Below are 13,979 nucleotides of genomic sequence, written 5' to 3'. Positions count from 1 at the left end.
ATTTTATCAAATTCAACTCGAAAATTCCTTTTCAGAAAAGACCTTGTGGCGATTCGAATTGACTATGTCATCAAAATTTCTCGGATATCCTCTGCCGACATCGCCTTTAACGGTTCTTCCCCCGATTGGATTACATCATCAATCAAGTTTTTCTTTTTCATTTGCAGTTCATTGATTTTCTCTTCAATAGTCCCCTTAGCAATTAATCGGACAACTTGAACTTCCTTTTTTTGTCCCATCCGGTGGGCACGATCCGCTGCTTGTTGCTCGACAGCTGGGTTCCACCAAAGATCATACAACACCACCGTATCCGCACCTGTTAAATTTAAACCGGTGCCCCCCGCTTTTAAAGAAATCAAAAATAACTCACCTTGACCCTCATTAAAACGTGTGCACAAGTCTACTCGTTCCGCTGGCGGCGTTTGACCATCTAAATAAAAGTAAGAGACCCCTTCTTTTGTTAATTGATGACCAATCATGCCGAGCATCTTAGTAAACTGTGAAAAGACTAGCACACGCCGGCCAGTCAGTCGGCATTCCTCTATGAGCTCCATCAGTTGGTCAAACTTAGCAGATCCTCCATTATAGTCTTCCACAAATAATGCCGGATGGCAGCATAATTGACGCAACCTCGTAAGACCTGCCAAAATTCGAATTCGGTTTTTTTGAAAGCTATCTTTGTTTAAATGCTTCAGCGCATCTTGTTTTAATTCAGCTAAGTACGCAGCGTATAATTGTTTTTGTTCTTTTTGTAGTTCTGAAAATCGAATCGTTTCTACTTTATCTGGAAGTTCTGTTAACACCTCTGTTTTGATGCGCCGCAAAATAAATGGTCGAACTCGTTTTTTGATGCTGTCACGTCTCATTTCGCTAAACAGCCTACGATTTGGGAGAAGTTCAGGAAATATCACGTTGAAAATCGACCACAATTCGTCTAAAGAGTTTTCAATTGGGGTTCCGGTCAATGCAAATCGGTAATCTGCTTGAATCGCCTTAACTGCTTTTGCTGTTTGCGTAACCGGATTTTTAAAAGCCTGGGCTTCGTCCAAAAACAAAGTATGAAAGCGTTGATCTCGGTATAGCACTTGATCCATGCGCATTGAAGGGTAAGAAGTAATGATAACGTCCGACTCTTGCATTTTTTTAATCGACAAAGCTCTTTGTCTTTTGTCACCGTCTATAATGCCAGCTTTAATGCTTGGTGCAAATTTAGCTAGTTCGTTCAGCCAATTGTAAACTAGCGACGAAGGAGCAACTACGAGTACAGGTTGCCGCTGCTTCCGAATCTCGGGGAGTACCGATACGATAAAAGCGATGCTTTGCAAGGTTTTTCCAAGCCCCATGTCATCAGCCAAAATACCACCGAATTGGTATTTCGCGAGCAGCTTAAGCCAACGAAAGCCGGCTTCCTGATAATCTCGAAGAACTCCATTTAAACTTTCTGGTATATCTGTAGTCAATTTTTCTGGACGATTCAAGCTTTGCAACAAACCGGAAAAATCTGCGCCTGGATCAAGCAATTGTCCATCTTCTAGTGAAGCGACTACTTGCAACCCATGGATCAATGGAATTCGGATCTCTTCTCTTCCAAAATTAGTTGCAGTAACAGCCAAGTCACGTAAAAAATCACTCAACTCAAGGAATTGTTGTGTTTCTAAAGACATTAACGTTCCGTTAGGGATTCGGTAAAATGGTCGCTTCTCTTCTAACGCCTCCAAAATTTTCTTGATTTCAGATTCTGGAATGTCTTGTAAGTCAAAGCGGAACTCTAGCCAATCTGTACGTTCACTTATTTCCACCTTTACTTTCGGACCACCATAATTTTTTTGAACGCGCATTTTTACAGCAGTTGTTGCAAATACCTGCATCAATTCTTCGAGCACAGGCATAACGTGATAGAGAAAATGATACTCCGCTTCCTCGTCTTGCATATAGAAGCCGCCATCGGTTTGTGTAAACTCACTGTCTTTCATAATTTGTAGAATATCTTGTTCTTGGTGACGTTGTCTACGGATCCCCGGATAATGGCGAGGTCCACCTTCTCCTTCTTCACATGGATTAATAACTAAGTGGCCATAATGGAATTCCACTCCGGCTAGTAAGCGATGTTTAATGCGATCGAGGAATAATTTGGCACGAAGAGGCGTTTTCACTAATCGTTCTGCTACTGCGTCTGCAATATACACGTTTCCCAAACGTTCCAGTCCAGGTACGACTGTCGCCATGAAATGATCGATTTCTTGTGCTGAGATAAGCAACTGATCAACGGAGTTTGGCAGAAATTCCTTTAGTTCTGTTAAGTGTCTAGCGTCTTCTTCGGCCAAATAGAACAATGCCTCATCCGCAATTGCCATTTCATAATCTTTTAGAATTAGCACTTCTTCGAGTCCTTCAACATCTAGCCGGAACCCTCCAGAACGATGCTCAGCAAAATGAAAAGACAAAGGCAATTCTTTTTCCACGCGAATGCCGTCCGTAATGACTCGGTCTCTAACAAGTTTGACGTAAGGTGCGGCTTGAAGTAACGGCAATAACCGCTCCCAATCCGGAGCTGCCATGACTAGCAGTTCTGTGCCTTCTGTTCTTACTGCGCCAGCAAGTCGAGTCCTTGCTAAATAATCGAGCACTGTTGTGGCTTCGTCTTGCAGACGATGCTCTTCCGGTGAGTAATAAAAGCCAGTAGACTCGCTATAAGTTTCTTCCGCTCTGACCGCCTTTAAAAACGTATCGAGATCACCAATAGTTGCTAAATGTTCAATACCCGCAGCGACTCGTAAGGCGAGTACGTGATCGTTTTCTCCCGACATCACCGGCAACAAACTAAATTCAATGTGAAGCAATTGCCGTTTATCAAAATATTGGCGTCCTTTCGTCCCATTCTTCTGTCGCGCAAACAAATCCAACATTTTCATAGCTGGATTCTCACGTTGTTGCATGTCATCTATCGCTAGTAAAACTCCTGCAATATGATGGCAATAGGTCTGCACAAAACCTACCGGTGGACAGCTACAAGAAGCGAGGATTTCACCATCCTCCTGTTGTTTAACGCTCACGTAAAATTCATTACGTCCTGTAAAAACAGCTTTTATCAGTCGGTCATCACTCAAATCTGGTAATAGCTGAATTTTTCCAGCTTGAATAAAGCTTTTGCCTTTTTTATAAGCCGCGATTCCGCATAATTTTTTTATTTTTATTTCATTAAGTGAAAAATTCATGATAGTAGTTCCTTTCCAGGACACTCGAATACCGGTGACAGTTGTCTTTATTATCCCCGACTGCGGAGGGTGAATCAACTTCTCTACCTGTTCGACTTTGATAGTTAAAGAAAATCCCCTCCAACAAGACGTTGAGGGGGTTTTTTTTGATTTTAAAAGTTACTTATCATTTATATGATTGGAGATTCTTCAATTTTCGGAATCTGTTTTTTTATCGCTTCAATGGCTTCTTCTAAATTCCTAACTTGCAGTACTTTTTTTTGCGCATCAGGATATTGAAGACCTGTATGTTGATAGCGTGAATCGTAATAATACTCCAGCAGCAATCTTACTGCAGAGGGAAATTCACCGACTTCTAAAGCTACTTCAATTTGCTTTGAAATGTTTAAAGGCATCCGTGTTTTGATTCGTTGAAAAGCTGCGATACACTCGGCTTGGTATTCCACTGGACGGTAATCTTCAATAATTTCTTTGATTCGTTCTTCCATGGGCATGTCGATGATCAGTTGAACGCTATTGGCTTTCAATTCTGTTAGCCAACTCGGAATGACAATTTTCCCGATTCTCGCGCTTTCGGCTTCAAAAAGAATAAATGGAGATTTCTCTAGCTCTCGGCATTGCTGGACTAGCAACGAATCAAACATTTTCTGATTATGTGGCTCAACGCCAATATGACCGAAGATCGAACCTTTATGATTGGCCAGTCCTTCTAAATCGATAACCGGATAGCCCTGCTTTTCCAAAGCTTTTAAAATTCTTGTTTTACCTGTACCGGTTAAGCCGTTCAATACATATGCTTTAAAAGGCGCTTCTGGCTGGTCGAGCTGGCTCACAACCCATCTGCGGTATTCGCGGATTCCGCCCTCTAAGCGACTGACGTGAACGTCCATCAATGACAAAAGTGTAGCTGTAGTGCGGCTACGCATGCCACCGCGCCAGCAAAAGACCGTTTTGCTGCCTTCAACCTGCTTAAACCGTTGAACAAATTCTGGTAATTTAGCTGATATAATCTCCAGACCTCGTACTTTTGCAGCTTCCACACTCGCTTGCTTATAAAGAGTTCCAATTTCTGCTCGTTCTGTATCATCGAAAAAAGGAATATTGATGCTGCCTGGTATTGAAAAATTCTTATACTCCGATGGCGACCTGACATCGATTAGCACCATCTTTTTCTGTTCACTTAAAGGCATCAATTCATTTACTGAAATATTGCTAAACATCCTTTTCCCTCCAAACACGCGCTTGTTTTACGTATTGTAACAGTATACACCCATATGGAACGGTTTTCTTTTTTGATTGCTCATCAGATTTTCACCGTTTTATTGTTCTCTGCCAACTGCTCTGTGTTTCAACTTCGGGACTGAGGGAATCGAATTAACTAATGGTAAATTATCAATGTCTCATGGCTGGAAGGAGAAAATAGTATGAGGGAACTTTTCGGATTGATGAAATTCGGTACAAGGTCGGCTTTATGGGCAGCCGTTATTAATAGTGTCGTTGCCATCATCAAGACGGCAGCCTATATGATTACTGGGAATGTCGCGATGTTTGCTGAAATGATGCATAGCTTTGGTGATGCCGCCAATCAATTTTTTGTGTTTATCGGCTCCGCATTGAGTAAGAAAGAACCAACAGAAAAATTTCCTGGAGGATTTGGACGTTTGGTCAATCTCGTCCTGCTCGGTGCCGTATTGATTGTTGCTGTCTTAGCTTATGAAACAATTGTTGAGGGAATTCATCACATTTCGAATGCTACACATTCAGAAGATTGGTTTTGGTTGAATATTGGTGTATTGGGTGCTTCGGCGCTTCTTGAAGCTGCTGTTCTTTATAAAGCCATGAAAGAAATTACGGAGCACCTTCCAAAAGAACAAGTTAAAGGATTTAAATTGATTCCAGAAAGCTATAAACACGTGAAAGATGCTAAACCTGCTTCGAAATTGGTCTTTTTAGAAGACAATGTTGCAGTTGGTGGAGCGGTCCTCGCCATGCTGGCAATTATCGTTGCGACATATACACCTTTCCATAGTGCGACAGGCTACGCTTCGATTATTATTGGTATTGCACTTGTTTTGGTAGTCGGTCGTATCTTTATGGATAATGCAGCCGGTGCACTTGGTGTAGCTGATGTGAAAATGCAGGCACGGATGGGTGCTCGAATTTTACAACATCCACACATCAACGACATTCAAGATCTGGACGTCATTAAAGAAGGTGAAAGTCTTCATGTTGAACTCAAAGTTGAAGTAGATTCCAATATGACCATTAAAGAAGCAGATGATATTCGAAATTATATTGAGAAGAAAATAAAAGAAAGCGTAAAAAATGTAACAGATGTTATTATTGAATTTGACGACGATGATGGTATTGATACATGGAGCAGTATCTCTCCTAAAGATAACCAATAGTTTCGTGATTTCATAAAAAATAACCCAAACTGGAAAATGAAAACATCTCCGGTTTGGGTTATTTTAAGCTCTTGGTGATTTCTTAGCGATATTTGCCAACACACTCGTTTTCAGGTAATGGTAAACACCGTTTTCATCACAAGTAAACGCTGTGACTTCATCCACTACTGCTTGAATGTGAGCGGGGGCGTTTTTCATTGCTACAGCGTGAGATACGTATTCGAACATTTTCACATCGTTGTCACTGTCTCCAATGGCGAGTGTTTCACAGCCGATTAACCCAAAGCGTTCCAGCATTTGAGCGATTCCAGACGCCTTACTCACATTCGCGACCATTACTTCCATATTATTTGGAGAAGAGGGAGTCATCGTAAACTGCATAAGCTTTTGTAGCTCTTCTAACTCTTGTTTCCAGTTGTCGATTTCATCGCGAGTTCTTGCAAAAAAATAAAATTTGGAGAAATGACTCTCTGTTAGTTCCTCTACCCATCTAATATCTTCTTTGATTGCTTGTTGGCGTGAAATCCATTCGTTCGTCTGTACCGATTCGGGCTTGGGATCGCGCACTGCAGCTTCGACAAATTCTTTGTCCTGCTTTAATACTTGCTGGGATTGACCATGCGGAAAAAGTTCGTAATAGATTTTATGTTCACGCGCTTTCTTGATGATGGCTTCTACTAAATCCAGCGGAAGAGAGTGCTCAAAAACTACTTCGTTTCCAATGTAACCCGCCATGCCGTTTGCGGTAATGATGCCATCTACCATAAACCCTTCCGGTAGCATCCCTACCAGTTCAGCAGAAGATCTTCCTGTCGCCACAAATACGAAAATGCCTTCATTTCGCAGCTCATCTATAATTTGTTTCGTTTCTGCACTCACTTTGTTGTGGTGATTTAAAATTGTTCCGTCCATGTCCAAAAAGACGGCTTTAGGTTTGACTGACACGTTATTACCTCCTGTTGATTAAAGACAACTAATTAATACAAGTATACGTCCTGTTATTTTTAAACTCAATGAATCTGCCGTGCCGCCTACCGTATCTACACCGATTAAAACTCTGGTACCTTCTTTAAGGCATCCAAATAGCTAGATATCCTTAGTTCTAGAATATAGCGTAATAAATTTCTATTGCGAATAGACAGAAAATGTTAGAATGACGGAAAGAGGAATTTCGAATTTTACGTATGGTTCACAGAAAATACGCCTAACACGCAAGAAATATCCAGCTGTTACATAAGTTGAAGCTGCAGATGGAGGCTAGTATGGAACAAATTTTAATCATTCAAAAAGTATTGAATAATAATGTTGTGATTGCCCACCATGATACCTATAAAGAAGTCGTATTAATTGGCAATGGCCTCGGATTCAATCGAAAAAAAGGAGATTCGATTCCTTTTGACGAAGCAGATAAAACATTTTTGCTAAAAGATGAGAACGAAATGGAACAATATGTAAATCTACTTCCTTATATTGAGGAAAAGCTCCTTATCTTTATTCATGAACTCCTTCTTTTCATCGAGGAAAAAATGGATAAGCAATTGAACGAGCATATCCACGTGGCTTTGACTGATCACATTGCGTTTGCCATTAATCGTGCGAAAAAAGAGATTCAATTCTCCAATCCTTTTTTATTTGAAATTGAGTCACTGTATCCAAAAGAATACTTAGTGGCCAAAGACGTTGTGACAAAAGTGGAAGAGCGGACAGGCGTTTCTTTTCCAGAAGGTGAAGTTGGTTTTATCGCGCTCCATATTCACAGTGCGGTAACAGACAAGCCTTTACGCGACATCAATCGATACCATGCGCTGATTTCAAAAATGGTGAATATTATCGAAGACAATCTTGATATTCAATTGGAAAAAAACAATATTGACTATCATCGTCTCATTCAACACCTTCACCGTGCGATTGACCGAGCCGCAAAAGGCACGTTGCTTGGTGAAGAAAATAAATTAGCTGCTATGTTGAAAAGTGAATATCCTGTATGCTATAATCTTGCCTATAAGCTCATTAAAGTCATGCAAAATCAATTGAATAAGCCGGTAGATGAAGCGGAAGTCATGTATTTGACCATTCATCTGCAACGCTTAACACATAAATTCTGACATACGTGTTACTGATTCGATCAGGCATGAGTATGAAAAGATGAAAAGTTGACTACTAGGACAAACCTGCCCTCTGACAACTTTCCCTTTTCTGCTCATGCCTTTTTGTATCCATTCAATTGTTTTTTCATAGTTAAAACATAAAGGAGGAAGTTATATGTCATTCAATTTTTTCGGTACTTTGCAAAAAGTAGGTAAAGCTTTAATGTTACCTGTCGCACTCTTGCCCGCTGCTGGTATTCTGTTAGCTTTTGGTACTAGTTTTGCACAAGAATCATTTTTGGAAGCGGTTCCTTTTATGGGAGCTAACTGGATTCAGCAATTATTATTCGTTATGGCAGAAGCAGGTGGCGTTGTTTTTGACAACTTGCCTTTACTATTTGCTGTAGGTGTCGCCATTGGTCTTGCTGGCGGTGACGGGGTAGCAGGACTCGCAGCCATCATCGGTTACTTGATTATGAATGTCACGATGAAGGCATTTGGTGGAATTACGCTGGAAATGACGACTGATCCAGCATACGCTAATGTATTAGGCATCCCTACGCTACAGACCGGTGTTTTCGGCGGAATTATCGTTGGTGTCTTAGCCGCTTTCATGTACAATAAATTTTTCAATATCCAATTGCCACAGTTTTTAGGATTTTTTGCAGGAAAGCGCTTTGTTCCCATCGTTACGGCTTTCTCTGCTGTTTTTCTTGGCATTATTATGTTCATGGTTTGGCCATTCGCTCAAACTGGATTAAATACACTTTCCCATTTCATGTTGGAGACAAACCGTACGCTTGCAGCTTTTGTATTCGGTGTTATTGAACGCTCTCTGATTCCATTTGGATTGCACCATATTTTCTACTCGCCTTTCTGGTTTGAATTCGGTCAATACACAACTGCGGCTGGTGAAATTGTCCGCGGCGACCAACGGATCTTCTTTGCTCAATTGCAGGACGGTGTAGACTTTACGGCTGGTACATTTATGACCGGTAAATTTCCATTCATGATGTTCGGCCTTCCCGCTGCAGCACTTGCTATCTATCATTGTGCACGCCCTGAGAAAAAGAAAATTGTTGGCGGTATTATGGCCTCAGGTGCGTTGACTTCTTTCTTAACTGGAATTACAGAACCACTTGAATTCTCATTTTTATTTGTAGCTCCTGTGTTGTTTGGTATTCATGCTATTTTCGCAGGATTATCGTTTATGACGATGCACTTGCTCGATGTTAAAATCGGAATGACGTTCTCCGGTGGACTGATTGACTTTTTGCTCTTCGGTGTTTTACCCGGTAGAACAGAATGGTTTTGGGTCATCGTTGTCGGTCTCGTGTTCTCGGTCATCTACTACTTTGGTTTCCGTTTTGCCATCTTGAAATTCAACTTGATGACACCTGGACGCGAACCAGAAGAAGAAGGCGACGAAGAGATGGAAGAAATCGGCGACTTACCGTATGAAATTCTTGCTGCCATGGGCGGACAAGAAAACATCAAACACCTTGATGCTTGTATCACACGTCTGCGCGTCAGTGTAGCAAATAAAGGAAACGTCGATAAAAAGAGATTGAAAAAACTTGGCGCTTCCGGTGTCATGGAAGTCGGCAACAACATTCAGGCGATCTTCGGACCGGTTTCGGATAGCTTACGCGGACAAATGCAAGATATCATGAATGGTAAATCCCCTCGTCCAGCTTCCAAAACTGCTGCTCCGACGGAAAATACAGTTGCATCGGCAACGCCATTAGAATTCAATAGCCCGATTACAGGTGAACTTCTTCCAATTTCAGAAGTTCCGGACCAAGTATTCTCCGGCAAAATGGTTGGAGATGGATTTGCAATTAAACCGACAGAAGGAAAAGTTTTTTCTCCGGTAAACGGAAAAGTTGTTACGGTCTTCCCTACTAAGCACGCTATTGGGATTGCGGCAGACAACGGTACGGAAATTCTAATTCACATCGGTATTGATACAGTCCATCTAAAAGGTGAAGGGTTTACATCGCATATTGAACAAGGTGACTTGGTAGAGCAAGGACAACTCTTGATGGAAATGGATCTTGATTATATCGCTGAACATGCGGCTTCCATCGTTACGCCTATCGTTTTCACAAATCTTGAAGAAGGCCAGTCAATCAAACTCCTAAAGTCTGGTGCAGTGACAGCTAAAGATACAGGAATTATGGAAATTATCCACGGAGAACCTGTTGTTTGACTTGATACCCCTACTTAAAAGCCCAGCTAGACTCGGAAACTTTCCGAATCTAGCTGGGCTTTATCGTCTTATAAATTTCTCCTATCAATTTAAAAATACAATCTGACCTCTAAGTTTTGTTCGGAATTGATACTTTTAACTAGTCCAATCCTCTGCTAATGTTATGTGAAAACGAACAGATGGGAAGGTTACTAACGATGCAAAAAACGACTAGCTATTCACCTGCCGCTAATTCACGGACACTCGATTTGATTTTGAGCGCTATGGCCATTGCCCTTGTCTTCGTCGCTACTTTACTACTAAATATTCGCTTGCCAATTGCTGCAAACGGCGGCCTTGTCCACCTTGGTACTGCGATGCTTTTCATCATCGCCATTCTTTTTGGTTCTAAAAAAGGCTTGATTGCCGGTGCAATCGGCATGGGGCTATTTGATTTAGTTTCTGGGTGGACTTTATGGGCGCCCATTACAATTGTGGCTCGTGGTCTCCAAGGTTACTTAGTCGGGAAAATTGCTTGGTCTGGTGGCAGAAATGGTAGCAGTACAGCTTTCAATATTTTTGCAGCAACTCTTTCAATTCCGCTGATGGTTGCCATTTATTACGTCGGGGAAGCTATTATCTTTAGCAGTTGGATTATTCCTGCTGCTTCGATTCCCGGAAACCTAGTTCAAAACTTCGTCGGACTGATTATTGCCATTCCAGTTGCAGTTGCCTTGAAAAAAACTCCATTCTTCAAATAACACAACCGGAGAAAAATAGTTTTTGAATTGCCACTGGGAATGTAAAAAGTAGAATTTAAAAGGGGCTGTCCCATAAGTCCCTAAAAAGACGATGAAAAAGAAATTTTTTTCATCGTCTTTTTTTTGTGATGAGCTTCCTGAACGCAGTTGACGATGCCGGCTGCTTTTAGAAGATTGTAGGTCCATGCCACAATTTCGAACGCCGTATACACTTTATCGAGGCCCGGGAGGAGGAATCGACGGAACGACGCGTGGTGAAGACGGCAGCCGGCTGAGGCCGTGCCCGCGGAAAGCGTCCGTCGGAATGGACAGCAACTATTTCTCAGCCATACAAAAAAGGGCTGCCCTGAAAAGTCATTTTTCATGACTTTTGGGACAGCCCTTTTGATATATTTTTCTACTTAAATTCCGATTGGGCTTTTTTCATCCAATTGCAACGCTTTTGCTGTTGAAGTATGGATTTCTTGAAGAAGCTCAGGATTCTCAGCCAACGAGATGCCGTAAGACGGAATCATCTCTTTGATCTTCGGTTCCCATTCGCCCACATGATCCGGAAAACATCTTTGGAAAATTTCAAGCATGGCATGAACAGCCGTAGATGCACCTGGTGAAGCGCCTAATAAAGCAGCAACCGAACCGTCCCCAGAAGTAACAATTTCCGTACCAAACTGAAGAGTTCCTTTGCCTTTATCCGTATCTTTAATAACTTGTACACGCTGTCCTGCGACTACTACATCCCAGTCTGCAAGTTTGGCAGTCGGAATAAATTCGCGCAGTTCTTCCACACGTTTTTCATTGGATAGCAATACTTGCTGAACCAAATATTTTGTTAACGACATTTCTTTCGCCCCTGCAGCAAGCATGGTAAAGACGTTATTTGGTTTTACAGAACCGAGTAAATCCATGTTTGAGCCTGTTTTCAGGAATTTCGGTGAAAATCCTGCAAATGGTCCGAACAATAATGATTTCTTGCCGTCAATAAAGCGTGTATCCAAATGCGGTACGGACATTGGCGGAGCGCCAACTTTTGCTTTTCCATATACTTTTGCATGATGTTGCTCTACAATTTCAGGATCGTTGCAAACTAAGAACAAGCCACTCACCGGGAAGCCACCAATATGCTTAGACTCAGGAATCCCCGTCTTTTGAAGCAAAGGCAAACTTCCGCCACCGCCGCCGATAAAGACGAAGTCCGCGTTATGGTACTCAATTTTGTTGTTTTCAAGGTCCTGAACTTTGACTTCCCACGTGCTATCACTACTACGTTTAATGTCTTTAACTGCATGGTTGTAGTTCATTTCGACTTGTTGCTCTTCCAAATGAGTAAACAGCATTTCCGTTAAAGCACCAAAGTTAACATCCGTACCCGTATCAATTTTGGTTGCCGCTATGGCTTCAGTTGAAGTTCGACCTTCCATAATAAGGGGAATCCATTCTTTCAACTTTTCTAGGTCAGCTGAATATTCCATGCCTTTAAATAAAGGACTTTTTGATAATGCTTCAAATCGGTTGTTTAAGAAACGTACATTGTCTTCTCCTTGTACCAAACTCATGTGCGGAATCGACATAATAAAGTCCTGTGGATTAGCAATGCGTTTGTGATTTACAAGAAACGACCAAAATTGTCTCGAAAGCTGAAACTGTTCGTTGATGCTACTCGCTTTTTTTATATCGATAGAGCCGTCAGCTTGTTCAGGCGTATAGTTCAGCTCGCAAAGTGCTGCATGTCCTGTTCCAGCGTTATTCCATTCATTTGAACTTTCGGCTCCTGCTTTTTCAAGTTTTTCAAACACTTTAATATTCCAGCTAGGGGCTAACTCTTTAAGCATTGCTCCCAAAGTCGCGCTCATAACTCCAGCGCCGATCAAGATAACGTTCTTGTTTTTTTGTTGGTTGTCCATTATAACCTTCCTTATCCCGTATATTTGCAAATAGGTGCAGCTTGCTCCTGATCAAATAATACAAAAAGCCAGGCTCAACCGTAAAACACACCTTTTCTGCTTCAATTTAATAATTATATCACATTTTTCGATTCGACCTATGTGGTTTTGCCTGTCAATTATACCTTACTTAGAGCCTGTAAAAAAGAAAGACCTCCAGCGCAATTGGAGATTTACTCGAAGCAATTAAAAAAGGCCACTACTTGTTATCAGTAATGGCCTTTTCCGTTGGATTTTACCCTTGCAGCACTTTATAACGACGAATAACTTCTTTGGTAACATCACTATCTTCAGCGAGGCCACTAAACTTCTGTAACGTCTCTGCAAGTCCATGTTCACGAATCATTTCTTGGATTTCCACCGCTTCTTCATCTTCTGGGTAATCGAATAATAACGCAGCTGCAACCGCATTCGCTAGATGTGTGTACGGCAATCCCGCTTTTTGCGCTTGTGTAGCTGGTCGAATTAGCCGATCTTCAGGTCCTAGCTTACGAATAGGAGCACGTCCGACTCGTGTCACGCCATCGTTCAAATAAGCATTTTTAAAGCGCTCGATATTTTTATCAATATAGGCCAAATGATCAGCTTCATCAAGTTTGTATTGCTTTATTAAATAAGCACCTGTTTCTTTTAACGTCGCTCTTACTTCCCTAACAATTTCTTCATCGCCTAAGGTTTCATCAATGGTCGTTTTTCCCGCTAAATAGCCCAAATAAGCAATCACGGCATGACCAGTATTCACGGTAAACAACTTCCGTTCGATAAACGGTGCAAGATCTTTGACTATTGTCATGCCAGTTACTGGCGGAATATCCTCTGTCGTTTCCACGACCCACTCGTAATATGGTTCAACTAACACATCCAATGAATCCTGATTTTGGATTGGCACAATGCGGTCAACCGCTGAGTTGAAAAAGCAAATTTTCTCTTCCAGTTGGATTTGCGTTTCTTCGTCTAGATTGTCCAAAATGTGCTGCTTTAGTATGTCGGTCGCCCCAATTTGATTTTCACAGGCAATAACATAAAGCTTATCCTCTGTTGCCGTGATGCGCTTAGCTAAACCACGGGCAATTAACGGGGCAATTAACGGCAAAATATTCGGACCGATGGCAGTGGTTAAATAAGTTGCTTGTTGAATCGCCTCAATGACGTCATTTTCATGTGTCCGGTTGTTAATACCCGAAACATTGGTGATCGCAATGGTTTCTTCCTGCGATTGTGCCAATTTTACTTGATAGCCTTTTTCTTCATTTAACTTATTGATTACTTGATCTGCAACATCCACAAACGCTACGTGATAGCCCGATTCGGAAAATAACGCACCGATAAATCCTCTACCAATGTTTCCCGCTCCAAAATGAATAGCCTTCTTCACTG

The 13,979-nt window shown here is 41.6% G+C and carries 9 protein-coding genes; 4 read left to right on the top strand and 5 right to left on the bottom strand.

Annotation, left to right across the window (positions count from 1 at the left end):
- Positions 1-62 precede the first annotated feature (62 nt).
- Together QMF37_RS10930 and mnmH are read right to left on the bottom strand one after the other, a co-directional pair.
- Complete coding sequence (locus tag QMF37_RS10930) at positions 63-3,215, bottom strand: DEAD/DEAH box helicase (RefSeq protein WP_283478327.1); 3,153 nt, start codon at positions 3,213-3,215, stop codon at positions 63-65.
- 170 nt (positions 3,216-3,385) lie between these two features.
- Positions 3,386-4,435: a tRNA 2-selenouridine(34) synthase MnmH gene (gene mnmH / locus QMF37_RS10925; RefSeq protein ID WP_078080794.1), complete on the bottom strand. Its 1,050-nt coding sequence runs from the start codon at positions 4,433-4,435 to the stop codon at positions 3,386-3,388.
- A 204-nt stretch (positions 4,436-4,639) separates the two neighbouring features.
- Here mnmH and QMF37_RS10920 point away from each other — a divergent pair, with 204 nt between their 5' ends.
- Positions 4,640-5,623 carry a cation diffusion facilitator family transporter gene (locus QMF37_RS10920; RefSeq protein WP_283478326.1) on the top strand — a complete coding sequence of 328 codons (984 nt, stop codon included), beginning with the start codon at positions 4,640-4,642 and terminating at the stop codon, positions 5,621-5,623.
- A gap of 63 nt (positions 5,624-5,686) precedes the next feature.
- Here the strand turns inward: QMF37_RS10920 and QMF37_RS10915 are convergent, their stop codons facing one another.
- On the bottom strand, positions 5,687-6,568 hold the full coding sequence (locus tag QMF37_RS10915; RefSeq protein ID WP_283478325.1) for a Cof-type HAD-IIB family hydrolase: 882 nt from the start codon (positions 6,566-6,568) through the stop codon (positions 5,687-5,689).
- Positions 6,569-6,885: 317 nt separating this feature from the next.
- Here QMF37_RS10915 and glcT point away from each other — a divergent pair, with 317 nt between their 5' ends.
- The 3 genes from glcT to QMF37_RS10900 all read left to right on the top strand — a co-directional run bounded on the left by glcT (position 6,886) and on the right by QMF37_RS10900 (position 10,662).
- Positions 6,886-7,728 carry a glucose PTS transporter transcription antiterminator GlcT gene (glcT, locus tag QMF37_RS10910; protein WP_071152908.1) on the top strand — a complete coding sequence of 281 codons (843 nt, stop codon included), beginning with the start codon at positions 6,886-6,888 and terminating at the stop codon, positions 7,726-7,728.
- Positions 7,729-7,885: 157 nt separating this feature from the next.
- Entirely contained in the window at positions 7,886-9,922 is a 2,037-nt protein-coding gene (gene ptsG, locus QMF37_RS10905) for a glucose-specific PTS transporter subunit IIBC (RefSeq protein WP_283478324.1), read from the top strand.
- A gap of 197 nt (positions 9,923-10,119) precedes the next feature.
- On the top strand, positions 10,120-10,662 hold the full coding sequence (locus QMF37_RS10900) for an ECF transporter S component (RefSeq protein WP_071152909.1): 543 nt from the start codon (positions 10,120-10,122) through the stop codon (positions 10,660-10,662).
- Between the two features lie 401 nt (positions 10,663-11,063).
- Here the strand turns inward: QMF37_RS10900 and QMF37_RS10895 are convergent, their stop codons facing one another.
- Together QMF37_RS10895 and QMF37_RS10890 are read right to left on the bottom strand one after the other, a co-directional pair.
- Positions 11,064-12,563, bottom strand: a complete 1,500-nt coding sequence (locus tag QMF37_RS10895) for a malate:quinone oxidoreductase (protein WP_071152910.1) — start codon at positions 12,561-12,563, stop codon at positions 11,064-11,066.
- A 274-nt stretch (positions 12,564-12,837) separates the two neighbouring features.
- Complete coding sequence (locus QMF37_RS10890) at positions 12,838-13,977, bottom strand: mannitol-1-phosphate 5-dehydrogenase (protein WP_071152968.1); 1,140 nt, start codon at positions 13,975-13,977, stop codon at positions 12,838-12,840.
- Positions 13,978-13,979: the final 2 nt, after the last annotated feature.

The sequence above is a fragment of the Planococcus sp. S3-L1 genome, assembly GCF_030063085.1.
GTDB lineage: Bacteria > Bacillota > Bacilli > Bacillales_A > Planococcaceae > Planococcus > Planococcus kocurii.
The sequence above is the reverse complement of the archived record's forward strand: the minus strand, read 5'-3'. Positions and strand labels throughout refer to the sequence as shown.

Coding starts and splice junctions, on each gene's coding strand:
- QMF37_RS10895 (WP_071152910.1), bottom strand. CDS start 12,563: ATGGACAACCAACAAAAAAACAAGAACGTTATCTTGATCGGCGCTGGA.
- ptsG (WP_283478324.1), top strand. CDS start 7,886: ATGTCATTCAATTTTTTCGGTACTTTGCAAAAAGTAGGTAAAGCTTTA.
- glcT (WP_071152908.1), top strand. CDS start 6,886: ATGGAACAAATTTTAATCATTCAAAAAGTATTGAATAATAATGTTGTG.
- QMF37_RS10920 (WP_283478326.1), top strand. CDS start 4,640: ATGAGGGAACTTTTCGGATTGATGAAATTCGGTACAAGGTCGGCTTTA.
- QMF37_RS10900 (WP_071152909.1), top strand. CDS start 10,120: ATGCAAAAAACGACTAGCTATTCACCTGCCGCTAATTCACGGACACTC.
- QMF37_RS10930 (WP_283478327.1), bottom strand. CDS start 3,215: ATGAATTTTTCACTTAATGAAATAAAAATAAAAAAATTATGCGGAATC.
- mnmH (WP_078080794.1), bottom strand. CDS start 4,435: ATGTTTAGCAATATTTCAGTAAATGAATTGATGCCTTTAAGTGAACAG.